Below are 14,085 nucleotides of genomic sequence, written 5' to 3'. Positions count from 1 at the left end.
TCATCAAGATTAGCCGTTGTTTTGCTTTTCTTTGATTTCAGCCAATGTTTTACAATCGATACATAGGGTTGCTGTTGGGCGTGCCTCTAAACGACGTAAACCAATTTCGATACCACACGTTTCGCAAAAACCGTAGTCATCATTTTTGATGGCAACGATTGATTGTTCAATTTTACGAATCAACTTACGCTCGCGGTCACGTGTACGTAATTCAATTGCAAACTCTTCTTCTTGTGTTGCGCGGTCATTCACATCCGGCAATGCAGAAGATTCATCTTGCATGGTATTTAAAGTGCGATCAACTTCCGTCATTAACTCTGCTTTCCACGCCAATAGAATTTGGCGGAAATGCTCGAGTTGAGCTTCGGACATGTATTCTTCATTTTTTTTAGGCTGATAAGGCGCTATACCAAATAAACTGGCCGTCGAGCTGCTTTCTGAAGTCTTTGGTTTGGCTTTGCGAATACGTTTCGCTTTATCGCCATCAACGACTTCGATGTTGTCTTCAAACACTTGATTTTGATTGTCATTCGCCATGTAGGGCATTCCTCATCATATACGTACATCTATACGTAAAAAATATGGTGATATGCAAGTATTCTTATTGCTACCAATAGAAAATGTCTCTATTGGGGGCGTCATCATATAGAGTTTTAAGAAAAGATGAAAGCCATCAATGTTGGCATTTGACTTTGCAAGTTTTCTTTACGAGCCATAACTTAATCTAAAACGCAGCAATTGAAAAGCTAATAACCTGAAATATCTTCATTTAGTATAGATGGGCAATGTTCAATACGATGAACCTTGGTTGAAAAAGAACCATCTTGATGTAAATGTAAGCAACGGTAACCTGGCGCCTGTTGATCAAGCGCGAAGTCATCTTGTTGCGGTTTAAACTGTACACACGTCGATGGCGTTGAAAGAAACTGAATATTATTCCATGTATTGAAGGAATCTTGATGCACATGCCCAAACAATACAGCCTTTATATTTGAATATGGTTCAATGACTTGCATTAGATCTGGGCTGTTTTTTAACTTGTGCTGGTCAATCCATTGCGACTGCATTGCGATAGGATGGTGATGACAAGCAAGAATAACAAACTGATCTTGCTGCTGTTCTAAGACCTCAGCCAAGGCATGTAAGTGCTCAGGCGTGATATAGCCATCAACCTGCCCCATGACTGCGCTGTTCAATAAAATAATTGACCAAGCACCTAATTCAATAACCGTCGGTTTGGGTAGGGGCTGCTGAAAGGGGAAACAGTCAATATCATCATGATTGCCCGGAATTTGAAAAAAATTAATGTTTAAACTTTGCATATACTGCAAATAGCGTTGATAGGTGGCGCTATCCGCTTCTTGTGCAACATCACCGGTATGAATCAAAGCATCGAGATGAGGATAATGGTGTTGGATATCATCCATCACCGCATGGAAACTATGTTCAGGGTTGAGATAAAGAAAAGGTGAGCCTGCATTCGCCATCAAATGTGTGTCGGTAATTTGAATTAGAATTTGGCTGTTTGCTGTTAATTCGACTGGCGCAGACACTCGTATCCCCTTTACCTTTTTATTGCGTTAATAAATGTTGTTTCAGCCATTGTAATGCCATGATAACGGGTGCATTCCGTAAACGCTGATTATGTAATAAAGTGTTTAATTTGTCATAAGGAATAATGTGCAATTTTATATTTTCGCCTTCTTCTTCAAGGCCGAATATACCACCTTGCATCGGTAAATCGACTGGAGCGCTATACAGATGAAAGATTTCATCACAAGCACCCGCAGAAGGATAAAAACTAAAAAGATGCTCAAGGGTTGAAATTTCACAACCTGATTCTTCCAAACTTTCACGTCGAATACAACACGCTGGACTTTCGTCACCATCTAAAACACCCGCGATGATTTCAAGTTGCCAAGGTGAGTGTGGGTCATCCATCGCACCAATTCGAAACTGTTCAATCAGCGCAAAGCTTTGTTGACGATCATCATAAAGTAATACACCTGCAGCCTGCTTACGTCGAACCAGTTCACGTGTCAGGGTTGGGGTTTCATGATTCTGCTCGAATAAACGGTGTCGTAAGCTGACTTTTTCAACTTGGATGAATCCATGAAAAACCAATTCCCGATTTTCAATGCGAAGGTCATTTGAATCAAAAGACGCTTTTAGAATAATGTCCATATAAGTGAATAGGATGAAATAAATTCATCCTATTCTAACTGAGCGTAATGTGAAAACAACTTTTTTAGCAACTAGACCTTGTGGTAAAGCTGTTGACCTTGTTCTTGATAAACATTTTTCATGGTGTTCATTCCCGCCTCAACCTCAGCTGCAGATACGCCTGTTTCTTTAGATTTTTCGAGATTCTGCGCATAGTCACGTACATTCTGAGTGATTTTCATCGAACAGAATTTTGGTCCGCACATTGAACAGAAATGCGCAGATTTATGTGCTTCTTTCGGCATCGTTTCATCATGCATGCTACGTGCTGTGTCTGGATCTAAACTCAAATTGAACTGATCTTCCCAACGGAATTCAAAACGAGCTTTTGACAAAGCATTGTCACGGACTTGTGCACCAGGATGACCTTTGGCTAAATCAGCGGCATGTGCTGCAATTTTGTAGGTGATAATGCCGTCTTTCACATCTTTTTTGTTGGGTAGACCCAAATGCTCTTTCGGTGTGACATAGCACAACATTGCTGTGCCATACCAACCAATCATCGCAGCCCCAATCGCTGAGGTAATGTGGTCATAACCAGGGGCAATATCTGTGGTCAGTGGGCCAAGCGTATAGAATGGGGCTTCCTGACAAACTTCAAGTTGTAGATCCATGTTTTCTTTAATCATATGCATTGGCACATGGCCTGGACCTTCAATCATCACTTGCACATCATGCTTCCAAGCGCGGTGGGTTAATTCACCTAAAGTCCGAAGTTCGCTGAACTGGGCCTCGTCATTGGCATCTTGAATACAACCAGGACGTAAACCATCGCCTAAACTGAAAGAGATATCATAGGCTTTCATGATTTCGCAAATTTCATCAAAGTGCGTATATAAAAAGTTTTCTTGATGATGTGCCAAACACCACTGCGCCATAATAGAACCACCACGCGACACGATGCCAGTCAAGCGATTGGCCGTCATTGGCACATAATGCAGCAGTACGCCTGCATGAATAGTAAAGTAATCCACGCCTTGCTCGGCTTGCTCAATGAGGGTGTCTTTGAAAATTTCCCAGGTTAGATCTTCTGCAACACCATCTACTTTTTCTAAGGCTTGATAAATGGGAACGGTGCCAATCGGGACTGGTGAGTTACGAATAATCCATTCGCGGGTTTCATGAATGTTTTTACCCGTCGAAAGATCCATGATGGTGTCTGCGCCCCAGCGGGTTGCCCACGTCATTTTAGCAACTTCTTCATCAATGCTTGAACCCAGTGCTGAGTTACCAATATTGGCATTAATTTTCACTAAAAAGTTACGCCCAATAATCATGGGTTCAAGTTCGGGGTGGTTAATGTTGGCAGGAATAATGGCACGGCCTTCAGCAACTTCTTGACGTACAAATTCTGGCGTGATTTCACGCAGATTTTTTGCACCAAAGTTTTGACCAGCATGTTGGCGTTGATCGACGTCTTCTTGCTGACGTTGGTTTTCACGGATTGCAATATATTCCATTTCAGGGGTAATGATGCCCTGTTTGGCATAATGCATTTGCGTTACATTTCTATCCGCTTTCGCACGAAGTGGGTTTTGAATATGAGCAAAGCGAATATTGGCCGTGCGAATATCGTTTAAACGTTCACGACCAAAACGCGAACTGAGGTTATCAAGTTGATCGGTATCATTTCGTTCAGCAATCCAAGCATCACGTAATTTAGGTAAACCTTGATTTAAATCAATTGTTACCGTTGGATCGGTATACACCCCTGAGGTGTCGTAAACCATAATCGATGGATTGATCTCACCGCCTAAACCCGTTGGCGTATCAGTTAAGCTGATGGCGCGGAAAGGCACTTGAATATCTGGACGAGATCCTTGGACATAGATTTTTTGGGAAGCAGGGAGAATTCGAGTGAGATCTTTGGCGTCTTGCTCATGTTGAGCAGAAAGAGTAGCTGAAGAAAGATTCGTTAACTGGTTCATGGCATGATCCTTATGAATGATATCAACGAATCAAGCACGACTAAAAATATGGCAGAGACACTCGCAGATAGAATGGTCATTCGCTAAGATTTTTAGATGCTTGATTCCTACGCAGGTTCTAACCTGATCAGGTTCAACGGTACTTGTGTTTAAGTTCTCATCAAAAGAACCGACACAATCTCAGCGAGGTATTACTCGCGCTCCGTCAAGCGAATTTCGATCTTAGCATAGAACAGCACAAGGAATGTTCGGAATTATTGTAATAAATCAAGAATCTGCAGATTAGCTAGCGAACTTGTTTTGTGATGTGTGCAATACAACAATGAATTGTTGTTCTGAGAGATATTGCGAAAAGCAAAGCTTTTTTAGTGATAGGCCATATCATGCCAAGCATCTTTTTTATTGCTGAGTGTCGAGTCAGTGGGTTTCAAGCCGAGGTAGAGATCCAATTGTTGTTGCGTCAATACACCTGAAGAAGTCGCACTGCTAGTGTCTAACCGGTGTTGCTTCGGCAGTAGCTGTTGACGCTGAGTGCTGCTTAGGTCGATAAAGACAAGGAATTTTCTGGCTTGATTGGAAAGTTCTGTTGGCTCAAGTTTTGCTAGTTGTTGGATCTCAGTGAGTGATGCGGGATCAATATCTTTTGCACCGTTATAGTCATAGGATACGGGGGTTTTGGGACTGCCTTTAAAGAGGAGCGCAGTATAGTATTGCGCTAAATTTTTGGCATCAGTTCGATACATGCTTTGCGGAAATTCTAGCTGATATTTTTGCCAAAAGAGCGCACGTTTGGCGATTTCCTGGGGAGAAATAATCAAGTCATGTCCTTGCATGCTCGGTTGTGTTTGCTGTTCAGCCAGTTCAGAAATAAAAATACTTTCCACATCAGGTAGGTAGGGTGCAAAAACCTTGGCTAAATATTGTGGGTTACGTTGATAGTGAATTGGGCTTGAGTCCGTATCGGTTAATTCGATATAAGCTTGTCCCAGATGGCGCAATAAGTACTGATCTCGAATATTTAATTTTTCGAAATTGAGCTGTTGTAACGTTGGATATTGCGCTTTATCTTGAGTATAGGTTTCAAAGGCATGTTGCTGTTCTGGCGTACGCTTCACATTTAGAAACTGCTTATACATTTGCTTGGAGAGGAGGAGCAATTGCTGTTGTTCTGGAACCTCGATAATGGGCAGACAGGTACGAATACGCTGATTGAGTTGTTCGAGTGCCAGCGTGGTGCGATGGTTACTCATATTTTGCATTTCAGTTTTCAAATTTTGACAAAGGTCGTTTAGATTAGGTGGCGCTTCTTGTGTTGTGCTTGGATGCTCATGTTCTTGAGATTTTTCAGAAGTTGGATTTTGACATGCGGTCAAAAAAGCCGTGAGGGTCAGCATGGTGCATAAAAATATAAGACTGTTTAGTATCGTTTTTTTTTGCTTCATGAGAGTGTCAGGCTGGTTGGGAGAGTTGTGACTTAGTTAACGAATTTATTGTTGCTGAAAATAATTTAATGAAATGAAATAATTTGTAGAGTTTTTTGATAGAACCGTAATTGTAGGCAATGGCTTGATTGATCAAGCTTGGCTGCTTTTTGCACCACTGATTTTTAGATACGTTATTTTTTTGATATACAGGTGAGTCATGGATAATTTATATCTATGATTTTAAAATTTTTAATTAAGTATTTTGAATTTTGTTGTGGTAAAAGGATAACAACTGTTGAGCAAATAACGTTTGTCTAGGTTTTTGTCGTTTTCTTCATTTTTATGAAACTTAGCGAGTGCTGCGCCATTATTGCTCACTGTACTATTTGCTGAATTAATTGATTTTTAACTAGAAAGTGAAGTAGATACAGGCTGAGACCAAAGTTGTGCTGAATAATGGTGCATTGTCATCAAAAATTCACAATCACTGTGTTTTAATGCAACACGAATATCGCTTTTCTATTTTTTTTATTTCGCTGCCCGTGGAGCGTCTTACCTTGAAACCGAGTAATCCTGTTTTAACGCATCACATTTCTTCACAGTTCAATGAAGATTTGCTTGATGTAAACACCAAATTTATGACCATGGGCGGTTTAGTTGAGCAACAGGTGGCCAGCGCCATTCATGCTTTATTAGATACCAATGCAAATCTCGCCATAGAAGTGCAGTTTCAAGACAATGTCGTTAATCAATATGAACGAGATATTGATGAAGCCTTGACGCTTATTTTAGCGAGACGTCATCCTGCCGCAATCGACTTGCGTATGGTCATTGCAATGAGTAAGGCCAATACCGATTTAGAGCGGATTGGTGATGAAGCTGCGAAAATTGCGCGCATTGCCCAAACCTTATGTGAAGAAGGTGAGTCGCCTCGTGGCTATATGGAAACACGACATATTGGTAATCAAGTGCGTGTGATGATTCATGATGCCTTAGATGCCTTTGCCCGTGTTGATGCAGAACAAGCATTAAAGGTGTTGTTAGCTGATGCAGATATTGACCGCGAATATCAATCTGCCACGCGCACTTTAATGACTTATATGATTGAAGACCCACGTTACATTTCTAGAGTCATTAATGTGATGTGGGTATTGCGCTCACTCGAACGTATTGGTGATCACGCTCGCAATATTTCTGAGCAAGTGATTTATATGGCAAAAGGCTTAGATGTTCGACATACCAGCGTTGAAGAAATCGAAGAAAAAGTGCAGCAAAGCAACTAAATCAACGTCGAGTACTCACACGATAAGCGACCTCAATTGAGGTCGCTTTTTTATTGCAGCTCATTAAAGCCTGAGTGTTTGTAATGTTGTTGTGCTAACTTAAATTGAGTGGATTGCTATTTTAAGCCTAAGCTTATCAAGTGAATATAAGATAAAAAAATTAAAAATAAAATATTGAGCAGTTCTGTGACGGTGTTACTGGTATTTTTTAGGCGTCTTAAATTATAGGGATAAGAATAGCAGGCTTAAATTGCAGGTTTTTTTACAAATTTTAAGATAAAAAAATTCCTAGATTTTGGGGGAAATCTAGGAATGAAAACGAGCTTAAACGTTAAATCTTGTTGAACTCAGTCACAAATACAGCAAAGAGATTAATGGTTTAAAACAACTTTATTTGTGACACATTCAGTATCTGTTTTTTCAACGTAATTTGCATTGCTAGTCTTGTAACAACTTTGTAATTATATTTTGTTCTATGTAAATTATTTGTTTTTATGAAAATAATCTCAATTAAATGGCTCAATCATAAGATTAAATTCACTTAAATATGGTTATAAAAAACCTCATGCTGAATCAACAACATGAGGTTTTTAAAAGCAAAGTTATGCTTCTGGTGTCCAACCTTCCGCTTTTTCTACAGCGTCATCGTTGTTGAAAAACTTTTCGCGTTGTTCTTCCAGAAAAACCTTGGTTTCAGGTTCAAAAACATTTAAACGTTTTTCATTAATTAACGTCGTTTGATGTTTGAGCCATTCTTGCCATGCTTGTTTCGATACGCTATTGAATAACGCCTCACCCTTTGCACCTGGGAATGGTGCAAAATCTAGGGCATCCATTTCTTTTTGGTATTTACGGCAAAAGACTTGTTTCGACATTTGAATATTCCTTAAGCTTGTAGTTGCTCAATGCGCGTATAAGCACGCGCAATCGCTTGCTTGACTTGTTCTGGTGCCGTACCACCTAAATGATTACGTGCATTGACAGATGCTTCAAGTGTGAGTGCCTGATCAAATACATCGGCTGTGATTAAGTCAGAGAACTGTTGTAGTTGGCTGAGCGTTAATTCAGACAAATCTTTGCTCTCATGTACGCCAAGTGCAACGGCTTTACCAACAATTTCATGTGCATCACGGAAAGCGATGCCTTTTTTCACAAGGTAGTCTGCTAAATCAGTCGCAGTTGAAAAACCACGTAACGCAGCTTCACGCATGATCTCAATATTGGGCACCAGTGCAGGAATCATATCGGCAAAAGCCATTAGACAGCCACGTAATGTATCGATTGCATCGAATAATGGTTCTTTATCTTCTTGATTGTCTTTGTTATATGCCAACGGTTGCGCTTTCATCAGGGTTAATAAGCTAATTAAGTCACCATAGACACGACCAGTTTTACCACGAACTAATTCGGGTACATCTGGATTTTTTTTCTGCGGCATAATTGAAGAGCCAGTGCAGAAACGATCTGGAATATTCACAAATTTAAATTGAGCAGAAGTCCACAAAATTAGTTCTTCTGACATACGAGAGAGATGCATCATAATTAATGCGGCTGCAGCATTAAATTCAATGGCAAAATCACGATCAGACACTGCATCTAAAGAGTTTTCAGTTGCGCTGTCAAAGCCTAACAATTGTGCAGTGTAATTGCGGTCGATTGGGTAGGTGGTGCCTGCTAGTGCAGCAGAACCCAATGGCATACGATTCACACGTTTGCGGCAATCGATTAAACGTTCACTATCACGTAACAGCATTTCGAACCATGCCATTAAGTGGTGTCCGAACGTCACGGGTTGTGCTGTTTGTAAATGGGTGAAGCCAGGCATGATGGTTTGGGTATGGGTTGCCGCCAAACCTAAAATACCGGTTTGAAGCTTATGAAGCAGGCCTAAAATACCGTCAATTTCATCGCGCACATATAGGCGAATATCGGTTGCTACTTGGTCATTTCGGCTGCGGCCTGTGTGTAATTTTTTTCCTGTAATGCCAATGCGATCTGTGAGGCGTGCTTCGATATTCATATGCACGTCTTCGAGATCGATACGCCACTCAAAGTTTCCAGCTTCAATTTCAGCTTGGATTGTATCTAAGCCTTGAATGATGTCATCTCGCTCTTGTTCCGTTAATACCCCGACTTTTGCAAGCATACTGGCATGTGCTTTCGAGCCTGCAATATCTTGTCGATAAAAACGTTGGTCAAACTGTACAGATGCGGTAAATTCAGCAACAAAAGCGTCTGTCGCTTCAGAAAAACGACCACCCCACATACCAGAGGTCTGATTTTGGGTAGCCGGTTGAGAGGAATGAGATGATGTGGTCATATTGGCTCAGGAAAATAAAAAAGAGTATAACAAATTCAAAGCCGATTGCCGAAGTAGTGCTGCATGAATCACCGCTGAAAGTAAAAAAACAATTTCCTCAGTGGGATCAGTCCGCCAAAATACGGCGTTGGCAGTATTTGGCAGAATTGTTTATTGCCAGTTATATCTTGGCTTTGTTGCTGAGTTTGGCTGAGGCGCAGGCTTGGTCGAATCTACAGTTTGAACAGCTATTGAAATATGTGCTGTACATCAATTGGATTGTATTGTATTGCTCTATGTGGCCTTGATGGATATCTATCATCGAAAAAGCCGAGATTTGCGTAGTCGAGTCACATTAATTGTTGGTTTTTTCTGTTTACAGGGCTGTATCATTTTGAGCAGTGTTGCGCTCAATATTTTGTTGTATTGGGGGGCGCAGTTGTCTTTTAAAAACCTAAGCTGGCAGATTGTTGGGCAAAACCTCAGTATCAATTTGAGTTATGGTCTGTTATTAGGTGCGCTATGTCTACGTTACAGCTATATACGTGAACAGTGGCTAAAACAAAAACAGGCTGAATTAAAAGCGCGTATTCAAGCGCTACAGGCACGGATACATCCACACTTTTTATTTAACAGTTTGAATACAGTTGTAAGTCTTATCGCTGTCGATGCAGAAAAGGCCGAGAAAACACTGATCGATTTCGCGCAGTTGTTTAGGGCAAGTTTGCAAGAAACAAAATTGGTTAGCTTGGAAGAAGAAATAGGATTCTGTAAAAATTATTTGGCGATTCAGGAAATTAGACTCGGTTCAAAGTTGCAAGTTGAGTGGAAAATTCAACAATCCTTGGCATTAATGCAAATACCCATCCCGTTACTTACGCTTCAACCCTTACTGGAAAATAGTATTTTCCATGGTGTTGAACAGCACCAGACTGCATCAAAAGTGAATATATTGATCGAAAGCTGCAACAAGCAGGTCACTATAGTCATTACCAATCCGATTCTGAAAGATAGAATAAAAAATCGCGAGGGACAGGGTCTTGCATTAGAAAATATACAACAACGCTTAACTGCATATTTTGGTTCTGATGCAATATTGAGACACTATTCAAGCAATGCAGTGTTTACAACAGTTCTTCAGTATAGGTATACATAAACTGTTTTTTATTGAGCTACAACTTTGATTTATAAAGTTAAAATTATATTGAACACCAGTGGTTGAACATTTGGTTTTAGATGTTAAGTTTTTAATTAAATGTTTTTTTAGTGTGTGTCTTTAATCTCTCAACTGTCAACGTCCCTTGTAATGCGCCAGTTATTTTATTAAAAAAATTATCCTAACATTGGCAGGGAGGAAAAATGAATATCCTGATTAGTGATGATGAGCCACTCGCAGTGGAGCGTTTGTCTCGACTCGTATCGCAATTGGGTCACCAAGTTGTTGCAACCGCACAAAATGGAAAGCAGGTACTTGAATTGGCTCAGCAGTATGAGCCTGATGTTGTATTACTCGACATTCAAATGCCTGTCATGGATGGATTATCTTGTGCACAACATTTAACTCAACTCAATCCAATGCCCGCAGTGGTGTTTTGTACCGCATATGACCAACATGCTTTAAATGCGATTCAGTCGCAGGCGAGTGGGTATTTGATTAAACCTATCGCTCAATCAGAATTACAGCGTGTATTAAATAATTTAACCAAACTGACTCAAGCTCAGATGTCTAATATAGAAAAAAAACAATCTATGGAAAAAACGACTCAGCGACAGCAAATTGTTGCAAAAACTTATCGTGGTGTGGAGTTAATTCCCACCGAAAATATTTATTATTTTTTAGCAGATCAAAAATATGTGGCTGTCCGACATAAGAATGGCAGTGTGCTTATAGATGAAACATTAAAAGAACTTGAGCAAGAATTTGCTGATAAGTTTATTCGCATTCATCGCAATGCTTTAATCTCATTGGATTATTTAGATGGATTGGAGCTAGTAACCTCCGGACAATACCAAGTGCGTTGTCGTGAAATTGAAGAAAAGCTCGCGGTTAGCCGTCGTCATTTACCTATTTTAAGAGAGAGAATTTACCATTTATGAAACTGGTCTTGATTAAGTTGAAGTAGAAAAATTATAGAGACATGGTGGTGAGGAGGGTTCGTGCATTGCTTGGTTTATCGTTTTAAATCTAGTGAAGCATGCAGGGTCAAATGGATGTGATGAATCTGTTCTTCATTTTATTTTTTGCTTTGGTTTTATTTCGATTTTTCTTTGGCTTGATCATGGGGCATTCGCGTTAGACGTGGCGCAGATTGCCCCGATTATATAATTTACTTGCATTTTTAACATATCAGGTTAAGTTTAGAGGGTTAAAATTTGACTATGTTGTAATAATGACTACTTTAAAAATCGCAACGCGTCAAAGTCCACTCGCACTTTGGCAGGCTGAATATATCCGAAATCGACTTGAGCAATTACATGCTGGGTTAAAAGTTGAATTGGTCACCTTTGTGACGCAAGGTGATAAAATTTTGGATACGCCTTTGGCGAAAATTGGTGGTAAAGGATTGTTTGTGAAGGAGCTTGAGGCTGCTTTACTTGATGGCCGTGCAGATTTAGCTGTCCATTCGATGAAAGATGTTCCAATGCTATTACCTGATGGCTTAGCCCTCGCGGTAATTTGTGAGCGAGAAGATCCTTTTGATGCTTTTGTTTCAAATACATATACATGTTTTGATGAACTGCCATTGGGCGCAAAGTTAGGCACATCGAGTCTGCGTCGTAAAAGTCAGATTCTAAAACACCGTCCAGACTTAGATATTATTGATTTAAGAGGAAATGTTGGAACACGTTTAGGTAAGCTTGATGCTGGATTATACGATGCCATTATATTGGCAAGTGCTGGTTTAAAGCGCTTAGGTCTGACAGATCGAATTCGACATGGTTTATCTGAAACAGTGAGTTTACCTGCGGTTGGCCAAGGTGCTTTAGGGCTTGAATGTCGAGAAGATGATCAGCAAACGTTAGATTTAATTATGCCGTTGATGCATGAACAGAGTCATGTTTGTGTACTGGCTGAACGTGCGATGAACCGTCATTTAGAGGGTGGATGTCAGATTCCGATTGCAGGATTTGCCACGCTTGAGGGTGATCAACTGAGTTTAGAAGGCCGTGTGGGGAGCCTCGATGGAAAAACACTTTTGGTTAGTCGTCTAGTTGCACCAAAAGATCAGGCTGAACAACTCGGGGTTAATGTTGCAAAACATTTATTAGAACAAGGTGCTGCGGAGTTACTGCAGGCACTTTATTAATTCCCATGTTATTTATTAATACGCGCCCGGCAGATCGAGCCCAAGCACTGACCCAGTGCTTGGTACAAGCTCACTTTCAGGTGCTTGATCTTCCATTGTTGGCATTGCAGCCCTTGCCGTATAATGCGCAATTACAGCAACAATTCACACAATTGGCCGCTGTTCAGGCGATTGTCGTGGTGAGTCCAACCGCTGTGGAGGTTGGCTTGGCCTATCTGCAAAGAAGTCAGGTCAAGCTTGAACAATTACAGCATATTGAATGGATTGCTGTTGGCAAGAAAACCGCAGCTGTTCTAGCGCAGCATGGGATTATAGCTTCCGTACCCGAAGTAGAAACCTCAGAGGGCATGCTACAACTGCCCTTATTTACGCAGCGCCCAGATTTAAAAGCAATCGCATTTTGGCGTGGTATCGGTGGTCGAGCATTTATGATGCAGCAGTGCCAACAAAAAAATATTGCTGTTGTGAATATGCTGTTATATGCGCGTTGCTTTCCAGAGTCTAGCAAACAACAGTTTCAGACTTTTTTGACCATGATGCAGCGTGAGCCGCAACCTTTTGTAATGAATATCAGTAGTGAAGCCAGTTGGTGTTATTGGTTGGATTTGTGTGAATCGCATTCGGATATTCTGCAAAAAGGGCATTATTTGGTTCTTGGTAGGCGTTTGTATCAAATTTTGCTAGAAGATAGAAAAAGTAAAAATTTTTGCTTTAATATAACTTCCTTGGAAAATTTGGAAGAAAATACGGTGTTACAGACCCTCTCACTGCTGCAAAGGTCCTTATGAAGAAGTTTTTCGCCCTGATTCTTGTTCTAAGCTTGGCTTGGCTTGCTAAACTCAGCTTTGATTTCTATCAACTGTCTGGGCAATTTAATCAACAGCAGCAGACACTCTTACAAAGCGAACAGCGCAATGCGAGTTTGAATGATCAAGTTGTTGCATTACAACGTGTTCAAACGGAGCCAACAACGGTTGCAAGTGCAAAAGAGCGAGAAAAAACCAAAGCATCAATAACCAATTTAAATCCTTCGCTCTTGGTTCAACAAGAACTGGATCTGGTGCAATTTGCATTACAACAACAACAGTTTGTATATGCGGTGGAAAAATTGGTTCAACTCAATCAGAATCTTGATCATTATGAGATTGCCGATAGCTTAAAAGCCAGTCTGCATCAAGCGATTGATCAAGATCAACAGAGTATTCAACAATTTCTACTCAGCCGACATGCGCAAGAAGAGCGTTTGGTCGTGATGCTTGAAAAGCTGGATCAGCGTTTAAAATCTGAATTAAACAATCAACAGATCACACCAAGCAAAGTACAAACGCAGCACTTCTGGCAAAAATGGTTGCAGATTGAACGTGTCGAAACTAAAACAGTTCAATTTGATAACCGGAGCATGATTTTTAGAGAAGCCCAGTTCAGACTGGTATTGGCACAGCAGGCGTTGTTGGCCAATGAATTCCAAAGCTATCAAAATATGCTTAAGGCTGTCATTCAGCTCTTTGATGCCTTGCCTGATCCAGTCAGTCAAGAAATGAAGCAGCAGGTTATTCAAATAAAGCAGACTCAGATGTCTCCTGTACCTAAACTGAAAAGCCGCACAATCTTAGGGTAATT

At 40.5% G+C, this 14,085-nt stretch carries 12 protein-coding genes, 1 pseudogene and 1 riboswitch; of the genes and pseudogenes, 6 read left to right on the top strand and 7 right to left on the bottom strand.

The window, feature by feature from the left end; translation table 11 throughout:
* Nucleotides 1-9 precede the first annotated feature (9 nt).
* From dksA to FD716_RS16820, 5 genes are all read right to left on the bottom strand, one after another.
* The gene (gene dksA, locus FD716_RS16840) at nt 10-537 is read right to left on the bottom strand and encodes an RNA polymerase-binding protein DksA (protein WP_139853377.1); all 528 of its coding nucleotides are present in this window, start codon (nt 535-537) and stop codon (nt 10-12) included.
* A 209-nt stretch (nt 538-746) separates the two neighbouring features.
* Nucleotides 747-1,553 (bottom strand): 3',5'-cyclic-AMP phosphodiesterase, encoded by an 807-nt coding sequence (cpdA, locus tag FD716_RS16835; protein WP_228714969.1) that lies wholly within the window; start codon nt 1,551-1,553, stop codon nt 747-749.
* Nucleotides 1,554-1,572: 19 nt separating this feature from the next.
* Nucleotides 1,573-2,184 (bottom strand): NUDIX domain-containing protein, encoded by a 612-nt coding sequence (locus FD716_RS16830; RefSeq protein WP_139853376.1) that lies wholly within the window; start codon nt 2,182-2,184, stop codon nt 1,573-1,575.
* 71 nt (nt 2,185-2,255) lie between these two features.
* Nucleotides 2,256-4,151: a phosphomethylpyrimidine synthase ThiC gene (thiC, locus tag FD716_RS16825; protein WP_139853375.1), complete on the bottom strand. Its 1,896-nt coding sequence runs from the start codon at nt 4,149-4,151 to the stop codon at nt 2,256-2,258.
* A gap of 87 nt (nt 4,152-4,238) precedes the next feature.
* A riboswitch (TPP riboswitch) is annotated at nt 4,239-4,366 on the bottom strand.
* A gap of 150 nt (nt 4,367-4,516) precedes the next feature.
* A complete protein-coding gene (locus FD716_RS16820; protein WP_139853374.1) occupies nt 4,517-5,593 on the bottom strand; it encodes a hypothetical protein in 1,077 nt (358 codons plus the stop codon).
* 539 nt (nt 5,594-6,132) lie between these two features.
* Here FD716_RS16820 and phoU point away from each other — a divergent pair.
* A complete protein-coding gene (gene phoU / locus FD716_RS16815) occupies nt 6,133-6,858 on the top strand; it encodes a phosphate signaling complex protein PhoU (RefSeq protein ID WP_139853373.1) in 726 nt (241 codons plus the stop codon).
* Between the two features lie 602 nt (nt 6,859-7,460).
* On the opposite strand, the gene FD716_RS16810 is transcribed toward phoU, so the two are convergent.
* Nucleotides 7,461-7,733 (bottom strand): oxidative damage protection protein, encoded by a 273-nt coding sequence (locus FD716_RS16810; RefSeq protein WP_139853372.1) that lies wholly within the window; start codon nt 7,731-7,733, stop codon nt 7,461-7,463.
* Between the two features lie 11 nt (nt 7,734-7,744).
* On the bottom strand, nt 7,745-9,178 hold the full coding sequence (gene argH, locus FD716_RS16805; RefSeq protein WP_139853371.1) for an argininosuccinate lyase: 1,434 nt from the start codon (nt 9,176-9,178) through the stop codon (nt 7,745-7,747).
* Here argH and FD716_RS16800 point away from each other — a divergent pair.
* From FD716_RS16800 to FD716_RS16780, 5 genes and pseudogenes are all read left to right on the top strand, one after another.
* Nucleotides 9,169-10,313, top strand: a pseudogene (locus FD716_RS16800) (sensor histidine kinase). The gene argH and the pseudogene FD716_RS16800 sit on opposite strands and share 10 nt — an antisense overlap.
* 203 nt (nt 10,314-10,516) lie before the next feature.
* Nucleotides 10,517-11,254, top strand: a complete 738-nt coding sequence (locus tag FD716_RS16795) for a LytR/AlgR family response regulator transcription factor (protein ID WP_139853370.1) — start codon at nt 10,517-10,519, stop codon at nt 11,252-11,254.
* Between the two features lie 293 nt (nt 11,255-11,547).
* Nucleotides 11,548-12,465, top strand: coding sequence for a hydroxymethylbilane synthase (gene hemC / locus FD716_RS16790; protein ID WP_139853369.1), 918 nt, complete (start codon nt 11,548-11,550; stop codon nt 12,463-12,465).
* A gap of 5 nt (nt 12,466-12,470) precedes the next feature.
* Nucleotides 12,471-13,253, top strand: coding sequence for a uroporphyrinogen-III synthase (locus FD716_RS16785; protein WP_139853368.1), 783 nt, complete (start codon nt 12,471-12,473; stop codon nt 13,251-13,253).
* Nucleotides 13,250-14,083, top strand: a complete 834-nt coding sequence (locus FD716_RS16780) for a hypothetical protein (RefSeq protein WP_139853367.1) — start codon at nt 13,250-13,252, stop codon at nt 14,081-14,083. Before FD716_RS16785 ends, FD716_RS16780 begins: the two co-directional genes overlap by 4 nt.
* Nucleotides 14,084-14,085 lie beyond the last annotated feature (2 nt).

This window comes from Acinetobacter pullicarnis (genome assembly GCF_006352475.1).
In the GTDB taxonomy this organism is placed as follows: Bacteria; Pseudomonadota; Gammaproteobacteria; order Pseudomonadales; family Moraxellaceae; genus Acinetobacter; species Acinetobacter pullicarnis.
This window is presented reverse-complemented; position numbering and strand designations above follow the sequence as displayed.

Excerpts from the sequence above, each read along its gene's own strand:
- FD716_RS16830 (WP_139853376.1), bottom strand. The coding sequence starts at position 2,184 with ATGGACATTATTCTAAAAGCGTCTTTTGATTCAAATGACCTTCGCATT.
- dksA (WP_139853377.1), bottom strand. The coding sequence starts at position 537 with ATGGCGAATGACAATCAAAATCAAGTGTTTGAAGACAACATCGAAGTC.
- FD716_RS16820 (WP_139853374.1), bottom strand. The coding sequence starts at position 5,593 with ATGAAGCAAAAAAAAACGATACTAAACAGTCTTATATTTTTATGCACC.
- FD716_RS16795 (WP_139853370.1), top strand. The coding sequence starts at position 10,517 with ATGAATATCCTGATTAGTGATGATGAGCCACTCGCAGTGGAGCGTTTG.
- argH (WP_139853371.1), bottom strand. The coding sequence starts at position 9,178 with ATGACCACATCATCTCATTCCTCTCAACCGGCTACCCAAAATCAGACC.
- FD716_RS16780 (WP_139853367.1), top strand. The coding sequence starts at position 13,250 with ATGAAGAAGTTTTTCGCCCTGATTCTTGTTCTAAGCTTGGCTTGGCTT.
- FD716_RS16785 (WP_139853368.1), top strand. The coding sequence starts at position 12,471 with ATGTTATTTATTAATACGCGCCCGGCAGATCGAGCCCAAGCACTGACC.
- thiC (WP_139853375.1), bottom strand. The coding sequence starts at position 4,151 with ATGAACCAGTTAACGAATCTTTCTTCAGCTACTCTTTCTGCTCAACAT.
- hemC (WP_139853369.1), top strand. The coding sequence starts at position 11,548 with ATGACTACTTTAAAAATCGCAACGCGTCAAAGTCCACTCGCACTTTGG.
- FD716_RS16810 (WP_139853372.1), bottom strand. The coding sequence starts at position 7,733 with ATGTCGAAACAAGTCTTTTGCCGTAAATACCAAAAAGAAATGGATGCC.